The sequence below is a fragment of the Mesorhizobium sp. B2-4-13 genome (assembly GCF_006658535.1).
Taxonomy (GTDB): Bacteria; Pseudomonadota; Alphaproteobacteria; order Rhizobiales; family Rhizobiaceae; genus Mesorhizobium; species Mesorhizobium australicum.
Genome location: NZ_VFVB01000007.1, coordinates 253,833 through 266,891 on the forward strand (window position 1 = coordinate 253,833; position 13,059 = coordinate 266,891).

The window sequence follows — 13,059 nt, forward strand, 5'->3', positions numbered from 1 at the left end:
CAAAGAGCTCTAGGCCGAGCGTACGCTCGGCTTGAGCAATACGAGGCTGCCATCCTGGCGGTCGGCGCCTCGCGCCCGAACACGCTTGCCGTGGCCGGTCAGGTCTCCGAACGCCTCGATCGGCGCCGGCTTGCCGAGATAATAGCCCTGGCCGATCTCGCAGGCCTCGGCGTCGAGGAACTTCAACTCGCCGAGCGTCTCGACGCCCTCCGCCAGCACCGGCAGACCCAGGCCGCGCCCCAGCCCGAGCACGGCGCGCACGATCGCCGCAACCTGGCCGTTGGTGTCGACGGACTTGATGAAGGAACCGTCGATCTTGATCTTGTCGAAAGGGAAGGCGCGAAGGTTGGAGAGGGAGGAATAGCCGGTTCCGAAATCATCCATGGCCACGCGCACGCCAAGCGCCTTGACCTGTCGCAAACTCGCCAGCGCGCGCGGCATGTCCTTCACCAGCGCCGTCTCGGTGATTTCGAGTTCCAGCCTGGCTGCCGCGAGACCGGACTTGAGCAAGGTCTCGTGCACCTTTCGGCTGAAGTTCGGATTGTGCAACTGCACCGCGGAGACGTTGACGGCCACCGTCAGTGGATTTTCCCAACTGGCGGCCTCCTGGCACGCTGCGGTCAGCACCCAATCTCCGATCTGGCCTATGGCGCCGCTGTCCTCCGCCAGCGGAATGAATATGGACGGGGGAACATCGCCGCGTTCGGGATGCCGCCAACGGATCAAGGCTTCGAAGCCGACCATTTTGCCGCTGCTGATCTCTTTCTGCGGCTGGTAGACGAGATAGAATTCGTCGCGCGCTACTGCCTGGCGCAGTTCGTGCTCCATGACGCGCTTGTCGCGAGCCTCGGCGCCCATCGACGCCTCGAAATAGCGATAGGTGTCCCTGCCTTCGGTCTTGGCGCGATAGAGCGCGGTATCCGCATGGCTGATGAGGCTGGCCTGGTCTTCCGCGTCCAGCGGATAGAGCGCGATGCCGATGCTCCCCGATACCAGCCCGCCACCCGCCGAGAGCCGGTTCTCCTCGCGCATCGCGGCGAGCACCGCGTCGGCGATCCGGCTCGCCGCCTGCGGGTCGGGCAGGTTGGGGGCGATGATGGCGAATTCGTCGCCGCCCAGGCGCGCCAGCATCTGTCCGTGGCGAAGAACGCCGGAGACACAGTTCGCCACCTTCTGAAGCATCGCGTCGCCGGCGCCATGCCCATAAAGATCGTTCACCTCCTTGAACCGGTCGAGGTCGAGCAGCAGAAGCGCAAGATGCCCGCCCCTCGCGCCCTTGCCGGCTTTTGCGTCTCGGCTCGTGGCGGCGATTTCGGTATCAAGCCGGCTGGAAAAGCTACGGCGGTTGGCGAGCCCCGTCAGCGGATCGAAATGAGCGAGGCGAAGGATTTCCTGTTCCGCCTTCTTGCGTTCGCGAATGTCGCGGACAGCGACGACATTGTGAGGCTTGCCGCAATAGTCGATGCTTCTGGCGATCAGTTCGACGGGAATTCTCATCCCGTCGCGATTGCTCAGTTCCGCCTCCCACGGCTGTCCCTGGAAGTTGATCAGGTCGGATGCGGTGCGCTCATCGAAGAGGTCGCCAAGTTCCCTTCCGTTCAGTGTCGTGGCGACCATGCCGGTCAGCCTGGCCATGCTGTCGTTGACACTGACGATGCGATTGCCATCGCAGACGATCAGGCCTTCCACCGCGGCGTTGGCTAAGCCGTGCATGCGGTCGACCTCAAGCTTTTGGCGGCGGAAGCGAAGGTCGATCCACAGCGCGGTGGCCGAAAGCACTAGGATCACCAGAGTGGCCGCAGCGGCGGCGAAGGCCTGCGAGGTCGGTGCGACGGTGTGTTGGGATATGGCGATCGAGGAATCCGGGAAGATCGAGACGGCAGCCATGGCGATGAAGTGCAGGCCGCAGATTGCCAGCGTCAGCAAGACCGCACCGGCAAGCGTCGCAGGCAGCGACGAGCCGCGCAGGACGACGCGCAAAGCCAGCGCCGCGAGCGTCACGCCGGCCAGCAAGGAGACGGCGACGAGGAGCAGGTTCCATTCGATCCGGCCCTCGACCTCGAATGCCGCCATGCCGATGTAGTGCATGGCCGCAATACCGCCGCCCAGAACGGCGCCGCCGACCAGATGGTAGTCAAGCTCGTCGCGCAAGGTGGCGACCCACATGCCAGCCGCCGTAACCGCCACCGCGCCAGTGAGCGAGAGTACTGAAAGTCCGGGATCATAGGCGTTGGGGATTCCCGGCGTGAAGGCAAGCATGGCGATGAAGTGCGTTGCCCAGATGCCGAAACCGGTCGAGGTGGAGGCGATCGTCAGCCAGGCAAGCCGATTTCGATCCGTCGAGCGGCCTATGTGATGAAGAAGATTGACGGCTGAAAAACAGGAAATTCCACAAATCAGCGCTGCCAGTGCAACCAGCCTCAGATCGTGCTGGTTCACGATGCAGTTATAGACCGTCAGCATCTTATTCCCCCTGGCCCGCAGGAAATAAAGAAAGAAATATGACTGATTAATGCTTGGCTGTTGAAGGATCGATAAAGCCGCCTGCAACCATAGCGTGCTTTTGCGGCGCAAGCTGACCGCAAGAGCACAGGCCAGGTCAGCCGCATCGATTGAAGACGACGGTTATTTCAGGCGGACGGTCACTGTCAGGGCGTCATGATCCGAGCTTGGGCTGCCATCCGGCAACACCGCCGGAAGAACCGCCGGCGCGCTGGCCGCGAGGCCGCGCGTGAAGAACCAGTCGATTCGGCCAACCGGGGTGCCGGCGGGCCGACGCTGGGTGGGCAGGTCCAAATTGTTGGCGGCCTGCCAATCATAGCCGCGCTCGGCAAGGGCCGCGAACAGCGGCTCGTGACGCTCGGCATGGATCAGCCGGTCCGGTTCGGCCATGACCCGAGCCATCCACGCCCGTGGGTCGTCATGGCGCTCCTCGTGGCTTGCCGTCAGCGTGTTGAAATCGCCGCCGAGCAGTACTGGCGCTTGCGGATCATAGTTGTCGATTGCATCGAGGAGTTTGCGTGTCTGAGCTGCCCTGCCAGCCGGATCGGTTCGGTTTTCAAGGTGCACCGAGACGACCGTCATCCTGCGGTCGCCGATGCGCACCTGGCCGCCGATCGCCATGCGTCCGCCGATGCGCGGTTGGCCGCGCTCCGGCCGAAACCAGCCGCCGGCGGCGTCCAGGCGCACCAGGAAGGGTCGCAGCAGCGGCATGCCACTGGTCACGGCATTGCCGTGAAAGCCTTCCGCGTTGGCGGCTTCACCGGTTGCCATGCGCTCGGCCTCGTTGCCGCCAGCGAGTTCGACGAACTCGACACCATAGGCGAAGGCATGGCCGAGCCGGTCGGCAAGCACGCTGAGCGGATGGCCGTTGCCGGAGCGTGCCATGCCCTTGTCCACCTCGGACAACAGCACGATTTCGGGGGCCGGCCCGGCAAGCGTTCGTGCAATGGCATCGACATGACGGAGCCGCTCGACGTTCCAGGCCACCACCTTCAAGGCCTCGCCGACGTTCGCGCGCGACGCCTTGCCGCCGATTTCGATCTGGCCAAGAGCCGGAATGGCGGCTGCATGCCGCAAATGCGTGGCGCTGTCGCGGGGGCCTTCGCGCATCGCCTGCCTGTCGGTGATGGGCACGTGCGCCAGCTGCTTCACCAGCATTTCATCATCCCTTTTAGCCGGATAACAATGACGGCCTTTACGTCCTTGGAAGTCGCCCTAGCTACCTAAGGCGCCGGTGTGACGTTTTCATGCCGCTGTAGCCGCCGGAGGGGAGAAAAGACCAGCTGTGCACAGGCCCGGGAGGCCACAACAGAACTGTCACATACCTTCTCTAAGAGAGCGGGCAAGGACTTGCGCAAGACCCTTGTCAACAGTCATTCAAGAGGGAAGAAATCATGACGATCATCAAGCGGGGCTTTGCTGCCCTTGCCGCTGGCGTGCTCAGCTCCGCGCTGGCGATGCCTGCCTTCGCGGAACCGACAAAATTCGATTTCTGGTTTGGTCTTTCGGGCGATCTCGCCCGGGTCGTGGACACGCTGTGCAAGAATTTCAACGCCTCGCAGAAGGACTATGAAGTCGTCTGCACCAGCCAGGGCAATTACGACGCCACCTTGCAGAACACCATTGCCGCCTTCCGCGCCGGCAAGCAGCCCACCGTCGTTCAGGTCTATGACGTCGGCACCGCCACCATGATGCTGTCGGGTGCCTACAAGCCGGCCGACAAGCTCATGGAAGAAAACGGCTACAAGATCGACTACGCCGATTATTTCCCCGGCATCGCCCGCTATTACGCCACCTCGAAAGGCGAGATGCTGTCCTTCCCGTTCAACTCGTCTACGGCGTTGATGTACTGGAACAAGGACGCCTTCGCCAAGATCGGCAAGACCGAAGCGCCGAAGACCTGGGAAGACGTCGGCGCCGACCTCAAGGCAATGAAGGACGCCGGCTATGAATGCCCGATGGCGATCAACATCTCAGCCAATGAAAGCTGGCAGCTGATGGAGCAGTTCTCCGCCATTCACAACCAGCCGATCGCTACCAAGAACAATGGCTATGACGGCCTCGACGCCCGCCTCGAAGTCAACAAGACCAAGTTCGTGCAGTACGTCACCGACCTCAAGAAGTGGTATGATGCCGGCCTGATCAAGATCAAGTCGAAGGATCTCGGCCAGGATATGGTCCAGGCCTTTGCCACCGGCACCTGCCAGGTCATCCTGACCTCGGTCGGCGATCACGGCACGGTTGGCCGTACGCAGAAGGAAGGCATGAACTGGGACGTCGCCGAACTGCCCGTCTATGCCGGCACGGAGCGCAAGAACTCGCTCGTCGGCGGCGCATCGCTGTGGGTTCTCTCCGGCAAGTCGGATGCTGAATACAAGGGCGCGGCCGCGTTCCTCAACTTCATCCACGATCCGAAGACCGCCCTGTTCTGGTCGACCAACACCGGTTACATCCCGGTGACCAAGTCGGGCTTCGACTACATGAAGGGCCAGGGCTTTTACGACAAGGCGCCTTACAAGGGCCGCGAAGTCGCGATCGCCAGCCTGACCGCCTCCGAGCCGACCGAAATCACCCGCGGCATCCGCCTGGGGAATTTCACCCAGATCCGCGCCGAGTTCGGCACCCAGATGCAGGCGATCTTCGCCAACAAGGTGAGCGTGCAGGAAGGCCTCGATACGCTGGTCAAGAACGGCGACGCCATCCTCGACCGCTTCCAGCAGACATATCCAGGCAAGACCCTGCCCTGACCAGGGATTTCCCAGACCGCCCGCCGACCCATTTGAGCATGATCCCGAAGACCGGTTTCCAGTTTTCGGGATCATGCCTGGGTCGACGGGCGGGCATTTCGTTATTAATCTCTCGCTTGCTTTAAGCTGACCACCCTGCGGCAACGGCGGACCGATGGAAAAACGCGTCACTTTCGGCAGTTGGACAGTCGGCATTCTTTTCGCGGTGCCGCAGCTCCTGCTGATCTTCACCTTCTTCTACTGGCCTGCCGGCCAGGCCGTATACTGGTCGCTGACGCTGCAGCAGCCCTGGGGCGGCGGCAACATCTGGGTCGGTCTCGACAATTTCCGCTCGATCCTGGCCAACGCCGATTACTGGAACTCGATCACCGCCAGCCTTGTCTTTGCCGGCATCAGCACCGGGCTTGCGATGTTCGTCGCGCTCGTGCTCGCCGCGCTCACCGACCGCCAGCTAGCCGGCTCATGGCTGTATCGCGTGGTGCTGATCTGGCCCTATGGCATCGCCGCGCCCGCCCTGGCGCTGGCATTCCGCTTCATCCTGGCGCCGGAAGCCGGCTTCATGGCCGTCGTCAACCAGGTCTGGCCCGGCTTCTGGGATCCCGGCCTGGACGGCGCCGACGCCATGGCTTCGATCATCATCGCCTTTTCCTGGAAGTATGTCGGCTACAACTTCATCTTCTTCCTCGCTGCGTTCCAGGCGATCCCGCGTTCCCTGATCGAAGCCGCTGCGATGGACGGCTCTGGTGTCATGAGGCGCTTCTGGGACATCCAGTTTCCGCTGATCACCCCGACCATCTTCTTCCTGCTTGTCATCAACATCACGGAAAGCTTCCAGGATTCCTTCGGCATCGTCGACATCATGACGTCCGGTGGGCCGGCGAATGCCACCAATCTGATGGTCTACAAGATCTACTCCGACGGCTTCAAAGGCCTCGATTACTCCGGTGCCGCCGCGCAGAGCATCATCCTGATGCTGCTCATCATCGTGCTGACCATTTTCCAGTTCCGCTTCATCGAGCGGCGCGTCCACTACAGGTGAGACTGATATGGTCGAGCGCACCCCGTTCCTCAATTTTTTCACGCACCTGATCTTGTTCGTCGGCTTCGTTTTCTGCGTGGCGCCGTTCGCCATCGTGGCGATCGCGGCCTCGCATAATCTCAGGGATGTCAACGACGTGCCGATGTCGCTCCTGCCGGGCAGCGATTTCTGGATCAACATCAAGACCGCCTGGGTGACGGCCGACCTTGGTCCCAAGCTGCTGAACAGCTTCATCGTTGCGACCGGCGTTGCCGCAGGCAAAGTGATCGTCTCGGCGCTGACCGCCTTCGCGATCGTCTATTTCCGATTTCCCGGCCGCACGCTGATCTTCTGGCTGATCTTCATCACTCTGATGCTGCCGCTTGAAGTGCGCATCGTGCCGACCTACGCAGTGGTCGCCAACGTGCTCGAGCCGTATCAGGCTATCCTGGACGTGACCGGCCTGAGCTGGCTGATCGAAACGGTTTCGGGCGTGCAGGTCCAGCTCAGCGTTGGGCTGCTCAACTCCTATCCCGGCCTAATTCTGCCGCTGGTCGCCACGGCGACCGGGACGTTCCTTTATCGCCAATTCTTCCTGACCGTGCCGGACGAATTGACGGAGGCCGCACGCATGGATGGCGCCGGGCCACTGCGCTTCTTCATCGATATCCTGTTGCCGCTGTCGCGCAACAACATGGCGGCGCTCGGGACCATCATGTTCCTGTGGGCATGGAACCAGTATCTATGGCCGCTGCTCATCACCACCGACCAGTCGCATGCGATGGCGGTGACCGAGCTCAAGCAGCTCATCCCCAATGTCGGCGGCACTCCGGAGTGGCATATCGCCATGGCCGGTACTCTCATCATTATGCTGCCGCCGATGATCGTCGTGGTGCTGATGCAGCGCTGGTTCGTGCGCGGCCTGATCGCCACCGAGAAGTAACAAGGAGACAAAAAATGGCCTCCATCGCAATACGCGGCGTCAAGAAGAACTATGCCAAGACGCAGGTCGTGCACGGCGTGGATCTCGACTTTGCCTCGGGCGAATTCGTCGTCATTCTCGGGCCGTCCGGCTGCGGAAAGTCCACGCTGCTCAGGATGATCGCGGGGCTGGAAGAAATTTCCGACGGCACGATCGCCATCGACGGCACGGTGGTCAACAAACTCGAGCCGCGCGAGCGCGGCTGCGCCATGGTGTTCCAGAATTACGCGCTTTATCCGCATATGAGCGTGGCCCAGAACATCGGCTATTCGCTGAAAGTCGCCGGTGTTCCCTCGGCCGAGCGCAACCAGCGCATCCAGGCGGTGGCCCGCACACTGGAACTCGAGCAACTGCTCGACCGCAAGCCGATGGCGCTTTCGGGCGGCCAGAGGCAACGCGTCGCCATGGGCCGCGCCATGATCCGCGAGCCGAAGGTGTTCCTGTTCGACGAGCCTCTGTCCAATCTCGACGCCAAGCTGCGCGTGCAGATGCGTTCGGAGATCCGCAAGCTGCATCGCCGGCTGAATGCCACCTCCGTCTTCGTCACCCACGACCAGGTAGAGGCCATGACATTGGCCGACCGGCTGGTGGTGATGAATGGGGGACGGGTCGAACAGGTCGGCACGCCAGGTGAAATCTACACCCGCCCGGCCAGCCGCTTCGTCGCCACCTTCGTCGGCGCGCCGGCCATGAACATCCTCGAAGGCACCGCCGAACTCGACGGATTGTCGCTGCTCGGCGGCAGTCGGCGCCTGGCGATGGCTCGCGCCGGCCTGCCGGTCGGCACGAAAGTGGCGATGGGCATCCGGCCGGAAGCGGTCCGGCTGGTGGCACCAGGCACGGCCGGCGCGCTCGATGCCACTGTCGACCTAGTCGAGGAATTGGGCGCGGGGCGGGTGATCTATGTCGACCTCGACGGCGCGCCGTTTTCGGTGATGACCTCGGAGCCCGTTCACCCCGAGCCCGGCAGCACCGTCGGCCTGAAGATCTCGCCTGACGACATGCACTTCTTCTCGTCGGAGACAGGCACCCGTCTCGATGTCTTCAAGGCTTCGGTGCCAGAGCCAGCGCTTTGATTTCCAGCACGCGCGCCGCCAAAGAGACGTACATGAAAATCATCCAGGTCACCGACGTGCATCTCGGTCGGCAAGGTGAGCGCCGCTTTGGGGCCGACCTGCACCAGCGGCTGGATCAGTGCATCGCGCACATCAATGCGCATCACGCCGACGCCGCGCTTTGCGTCTTCACCGGCGACCTGACGGAGACCGGTGCGCCGCGGAGCTATGCCGATTTGCGCGCTGCCCTGACCACGCTGTCGGTGCCGTATAGGCTGCTGCCGGGCAACCACGACCGGCGGGCCAATCTCATCGCCGCGTTTCCCGACGTTCCGGTCGACGAAAACGGCTTCGTGCAATCGGTCCACGATACCGGCAACGAAGTGCTGTTGTTTCTCGACTGCCTGGCGGAAGGGCGCATCGAGGGCGAACTGTGCGACAGGCGGCTTGCCTGGCTCGAAGCCCGGCTGGAACAGTCGGGCGGGCGGCCCGCTTACATATTCCTGCATCATCCGCCGGTCGCGCTCGGCCTGCCGCAACTCGACCCGCTGGCGCTTCAACAGCCCGATCGGTTGCTCGGCCTGTTGCGGGCCCATGGCAACGTCCGCCATATCTTCTTCGGCCATGTGCATCGCGACATTGCCGGCACCGTTGCCGGCATTCCGTTCTCGGCGCAGCGCGGCCTGCATGCCCGCTTCGAGCTTGCCCTCGAGCGATCGAGCGAGATCGTCGAACAAGCGCCGCCGTCCTACGCCGTCATCCTCATCGACAGCGCCAACGCGTGCGTGGTGGTGCACGGTTGCGATTTTATCGAGCAATGGCCGATCTATTCAGCCGAAACCGGCGAACGCATCACGGCGTAAGCTTGCCACTTCGCTTGGGTTCAGCGGCTTAAAATCGTCGGGCTCAAGCGAAGACGTGCGCCTTGCCCGATACGGTCAGCCGCACGATCTCGCCGACCGCCGGCGCGTCCATGCCGGATTTGCGTAGGATCAGCGGTGTGCCGCCGATGGCCGCAGCGTCGGGCGGATCGGAATTGTTCAGGAGCCGCACCGCGATCGTGCATGTCGAGCCGGCGAACTCCGATTCCGTTACCTCGCCGAAAGGCATGTCCGATGTGCCCGACATGCCCTCGCGCGAGGTGCGTTTCAGGCCGATCTGCTCCGGCCGCAGCATGATGCGGGCGACATCGCGGCTGTCCGGCGCGTCGACGGCGATGCGGCCCAGCGGCGAATTGGCGAAGCCGCCCGAAATGCTCGCCGGCAGGATGATGGCATCGCCGAGGAACTCGGCGATCATCCTGTCCTTCGGCTTGAGATAGAGCTCGCGCGGCGTGCCTACCTGGGAAAATTTCCCATCGCGCATTACCGCCACCTGGCTGGCGAAGGAGAGTGCCTCGGCCTGGTCGTGCGTCACCAGGATGGTGGTGATGCCGGCCGCCTCCAGAAGTTCGGCCACCGCCTTGCGCATCGAGGCGCGCAGGCCGGTGTCGAGCGCCGAGAACGGCTCGTCGAGCAGCATCAGCCGCGGCTTCATCGCCATGGCGCGGGCCAGCGCCACGCGCTGCTGCTGGCCGCCGGAGAGCTCGTGCGGGCGGCGTTTGAGGATCGCCTTGTCGAGTCCCACGATGTAGGCAAGTTCGACGATGCGCTCGGCGCGCCTGTCGTCGTCCCGTGCCATGCCGAAGCCGATATTGTCCGAGATGGTCAAGTGCGGGAACAGGGCGCCGTCCTGCGCCACCACGCCGATGCCGCGGCGATGCGCCGGGACAGCGGCGCCGCCATTGGCCAGCACCTGGCCGTCGAGTACGATGCGGCCTTGGTCAGGCGCCTCGAAGCCGGCGATCAGCCGCAGCAAGGTCGTCTTGCCGCAGCCGGAAGGTCCCACGATCGCCGTGCGGCTGCCGCTGGCGACGTTCAGGTTGACGCCGGCCAGTGCGGCGACCGGGCCGTAGTGCTTGTGCAGATTGCCGAGTTCGAGAAAGCTCATCGTCCTGCCATCCGCTTCGACTGGACGTAGAGCAGCCAGGTCAGGGGCAGCGACATCGCCACCATGATGAAGGCGTAAGGAGCCGCCGAGGCGTAATCGATCTCGCTGCTGTAGGACCAGAACGCCATGGCCAGTGTGCGGGTGCCGTTCGGCGCCAGCATCTGGGTCGCGGTCAGTTCGTTCATGATGCCGAGCGCCACCAGCGCCATGCCAGCCGCCGCACCGGGCGCCGACAGGCGGATCGTCGTCGACCACAGCGCATTGAGCGGTCGCCGGCCGAGGCTGGACGCGGCGCGTTCGAGCTCGACCGGCGCTTGCGCGATCGATGCACGCAGGCTGACCAGCGCGCGCGGCAGGAACATCAGTGCATAGGCGACCAGGATGGTGAACAAGGTCTGGTAGAGCGGCAGTGCGATGCGCACCGTGATGGTGACCAGTGCCAGCGCGATGACGACGCCCGGCAGCGAGCCGACGATGTAATTGCATCCCTCGAGCAAGCGCTGCAACGGACCCGGCGCGCGGATAGAGATCCAGGCCATCGGCATGGCCGCGACAGTGGCAAGCAGGGCGCCAGCGAGCGACAGGAACAGCGTCTGGCCGAGTGCCAGGCCGATCTCGTCGAAGCGCCAGACATCTGCGCCGCCGGCGGCGAGCCAGCGCCCGATGGTCACGAACGGAACGCCAAGCGCCAGCAATGTGGTGACGGCGAGCAGCAGCAAGCTGGGCAGGGTGGCGCGGCCGAGGTTCATTCGTTGCTGGTATCGCGCGGCACCCGAGCCGACACGGGCATAACGTTCCTCGCCGCGGACCAGCACTTCGAGGCCGAGCAGCACGAAGCAGCAGGTCACCAGCACGCCGGCCAGCATGTTGGCGGCCGGACCGTTGAAGGTCGACTGGAACTGATCGACGATCGCGGTCGTGAAGGTGTCGAAGCGAATGAAGACATAGAGGCCATATTCGGCCAGCAGATGCAGGCCGACCAACAGCGAGCCGCCGCATATTGCGAGCCTGAGCTGCGGCAGCACGACGCGCCAGAACACGCGCCAGGGTCCATGGCCAAGTGCCGCGGCCGCGTCCTCGAGAGCGGGATCGAGACGGCGCAGGGCCGCCGACACCGGCAGATAGAGGAAAGGGAAATAGGCGATCACGGACACCAGCACGCCAGCCCACAGGCCGTGCAGCCCGGGCACCAGGGTGATCCAGGCATAGGAGTGCACGAAAGCGGGGATGGCGAGCGGCGCCACGCAGAGCCAGGACCAGAGCCGGGCACCGGGCAGGTCGCTGCGTTCCGTCAGCCACGCCAGCGTCACCGACAAGGTGATGGCGATCGGCACCGCCAGCACGACGAGCAGGCCGGTGTTGACCAGCAGTTCGCCGACACGCGGCCGAAAGACCAGTGCCGAGACCGTCCCCCAGCCGGTCTGCACCGCGATCCAGATGATGAAAGCGAGCGGCAGCAGCGCCAGCAGGGAGACAAATATGGCGGCGGCGACAAGCCAAGGCGCCGCCCGCCGCTGCGCCCGTCGACGCATCTTGGGCGGCAGGCCGGGATGCGCGAGATCGACCGCGGATTGCATCAGTTCAGGCGCCATACCGTTGCGACGCGGCAGCGGCAATCATGGGACCACGGTCGCGGTCAGGAACGAAGCGTGTCGTCATGGACGAATGCATCTCGAAACAAAACGCTCCCGCGAAAGGTGAATTCCCGCGGGAGCACGATCTGACGTCCTTATTAGGAAGAACGGCAACTAAAGCAAGCCGGCTGCTGTCATCAGATCGGTGACCTTCTTGGAGTTCAGCGTCGTGGCATCGACCTTCGGCGCCTGCAGGTCGGCCAGTGGCACCAGCTTCGGATTGGACTGCGCGCCCTTGCCGACCGCGTATTCGAAGGAGGTTCCGTTCTTCAGCACGTCCTGGCCGTTCTTGCCGGTCACCCATTTCAGGAAGGCCTGGGCTTCCTTGGGATGCTTGCTCGAGGCCAGCACGCCGCCGCCGGAAACCGATACGAAAGCGCCCGGATCCTGGTTCTTGAAATAGTGCAGCGCGACGTTCTTGGAGTTTTCGCCGGTCTTGGCCTGATCGCCAAAGTAGTAGTAGTGGTAGATCACGCCGCCTTCGATCTCACCGGCATTGACCGCCTTCATCACGGTGCTGTTGCCCTTGTAGGCGGTGAAGTTCTCCTTCATCGCCTTCAGCCAGTCGGCCGTGGCGGGCTCGCCCTTGAGCTGCAGCAAAGCGCTCACGATGGCCTGGAAATCGGCGCCGGAAGGCGAAGCCGCCCAGCGGCCCTTCCAGCTCGGGTCGGCGAGATCGAGCATCGACTTGGGCAGCTGGTCTGCCTTGAGCTTGGTGGTGTTATAGGCAAACACGGTGCTGCGCGCGGCCACGCCCACCCATTTGCCGCTGGTGGCCTGATAGTCCTGCGGGACTTGAGCCAGCGTATCGGCGTCGACTGGCGCGAACAGGCCGGCATTTTCGACCAGCACCATGGCCGGCGAATTTTCCGTCAGGAACACGTCGGCGGGCGAGGCAGCACCTTCGGCGACGATCTGGTTGGAGAAGTCGCTGTCACCGCCGTTGCGCAAGGTGACCTTTATCCCCGTTTCCTTGGTGAACCCTTCCGCCCATTCCTTCGCCAGGCTTTCATGCTGGGCGTTATAGACGACGATGCCGGCATCTTCGGCCGTCGCCGGACCAGCGGCGAGGCTGATTGCAAGCGCGGCTACGCTGGCAAGGGCAAGAAGGGGGGATTTCATAAGGGTACTC

The 13,059-nt window shown here is 63.6% G+C and carries 10 protein-coding genes; 5 read left to right on the forward strand and 5 right to left on the reverse strand.

The window, feature by feature from the left end:
- Nucleotides 1–9 precede the first annotated feature (9 nt).
- Nucleotides 10–2,463 carry an EAL domain-containing protein gene (locus tag FJ936_RS20565; RefSeq protein WP_141906899.1) on the reverse strand — a complete coding sequence of 818 codons (2,454 nt, stop codon included), beginning with the start codon at nt 2,461–2,463 and terminating at the stop codon, nt 10–12.
- Between the two features lie 162 nt (nt 2,464–2,625).
- Entirely contained in the window at nt 2,626–3,660 is a 1,035-nt protein-coding gene (locus FJ936_RS20570; protein ID WP_140787709.1) for an endonuclease/exonuclease/phosphatase family protein, read from the reverse strand.
- Between the two features lie 236 nt (nt 3,661–3,896).
- Between FJ936_RS20570 and FJ936_RS20575 the strand changes: the two genes are divergently transcribed.
- The 5 genes from FJ936_RS20575 (at nt 3,897) to FJ936_RS20595 (ending at nt 9,167) form a co-directional block, all read left to right on the forward strand.
- Nucleotides 3,897–5,249, forward strand: a complete 1,353-nt coding sequence (locus FJ936_RS20575; RefSeq protein WP_140787711.1) for an extracellular solute-binding protein — start codon at nt 3,897–3,899, stop codon at nt 5,247–5,249.
- A gap of 154 nt (nt 5,250–5,403) precedes the next feature.
- A complete protein-coding gene (locus FJ936_RS20580; protein WP_140787713.1) occupies nt 5,404–6,288 on the forward strand; it encodes a sugar ABC transporter permease in 885 nt (294 codons plus the stop codon).
- Between the two features lie 7 nt (nt 6,289–6,295).
- Nucleotides 6,296–7,210: an ABC transporter permease subunit gene (locus FJ936_RS20585; protein WP_140712884.1), complete on the forward strand. Its 915-nt coding sequence runs from the start codon at nt 6,296–6,298 to the stop codon at nt 7,208–7,210.
- A 14-nt stretch (nt 7,211–7,224) separates the two neighbouring features.
- Nucleotides 7,225–8,325, forward strand: a complete 1,101-nt coding sequence (locus FJ936_RS20590) for a sn-glycerol-3-phosphate import ATP-binding protein UgpC (protein ID WP_140787715.1) — start codon at nt 7,225–7,227, stop codon at nt 8,323–8,325.
- A gap of 32 nt (nt 8,326–8,357) precedes the next feature.
- The gene (locus FJ936_RS20595; protein ID WP_140787717.1) at nt 8,358–9,167 is read left to right on the forward strand and encodes a phosphodiesterase; all 810 of its coding nucleotides are present in this window, start codon (nt 8,358–8,360) and stop codon (nt 9,165–9,167) included.
- A gap of 43 nt (nt 9,168–9,210) precedes the next feature.
- Here the strand turns inward: FJ936_RS20595 and FJ936_RS20600 are convergent, their stop codons facing one another.
- The 3 genes from FJ936_RS20600 to FJ936_RS20610 form a co-directional block, all read right to left on the reverse strand.
- Complete coding sequence (locus tag FJ936_RS20600) at nt 9,211–10,293, reverse strand: ABC transporter ATP-binding protein (protein WP_140787718.1); 1,083 nt, start codon at nt 10,291–10,293, stop codon at nt 9,211–9,213.
- Nucleotides 10,290–11,870, reverse strand: a complete 1,581-nt coding sequence (locus FJ936_RS20605; protein WP_181171060.1) for an iron ABC transporter permease — start codon at nt 11,868–11,870, stop codon at nt 10,290–10,292. Before FJ936_RS20605 ends, FJ936_RS20600 begins: the two co-directional genes overlap by 4 nt.
- A 171-nt stretch (nt 11,871–12,041) precedes the next feature.
- Entirely contained in the window at nt 12,042–13,049 is a 1,008-nt protein-coding gene (locus tag FJ936_RS20610) for an iron ABC transporter substrate-binding protein (RefSeq protein WP_140787722.1), read from the reverse strand.
- Between the last annotated feature and the right edge of the window lie 10 nt (nt 13,050–13,059).

Bases quoted from the DNA above. Each gene is read 5' to 3' on its own strand.
- FJ936_RS20575 (WP_140787711.1), top strand. From the start codon at position 3,897: ATGACGATCATCAAGCGGGGCTTTGCTGCCCTTGCCGCTGGCGTGCTC.
- FJ936_RS20580 (WP_140787713.1), top strand. From the start codon at position 5,404: ATGGAAAAACGCGTCACTTTCGGCAGTTGGACAGTCGGCATTCTTTTC.
- FJ936_RS20595 (WP_140787717.1), top strand. From the start codon at position 8,358: ATGAAAATCATCCAGGTCACCGACGTGCATCTCGGTCGGCAAGGTGAG.
- FJ936_RS20610 (WP_140787722.1), bottom strand. From the start codon at position 13,049: ATGAAATCCCCCCTTCTTGCCCTTGCCAGCGTAGCCGCGCTTGCAATC.
- FJ936_RS20590 (WP_140787715.1), top strand. From the start codon at position 7,225: ATGGCCTCCATCGCAATACGCGGCGTCAAGAAGAACTATGCCAAGACG.
- FJ936_RS20565 (WP_141906899.1), bottom strand. From the start codon at position 2,463: ATGCTGACGGTCTATAACTGCATCGTGAACCAGCACGATCTGAGGCTG.
- FJ936_RS20585 (WP_140712884.1), top strand. From the start codon at position 6,296: ATGGTCGAGCGCACCCCGTTCCTCAATTTTTTCACGCACCTGATCTTG.
- FJ936_RS20570 (WP_140787709.1), bottom strand. From the start codon at position 3,660: ATGCTGGTGAAGCAGCTGGCGCACGTGCCCATCACCGACAGGCAGGCG.
- FJ936_RS20605 (WP_181171060.1), bottom strand. From the start codon at position 11,870: ATGCAATCCGCGGTCGATCTCGCGCATCCCGGCCTGCCGCCCAAGATG.
- FJ936_RS20600 (WP_140787718.1), bottom strand. From the start codon at position 10,293: ATGAGCTTTCTCGAACTCGGCAATCTGCACAAGCACTACGGCCCGGTC.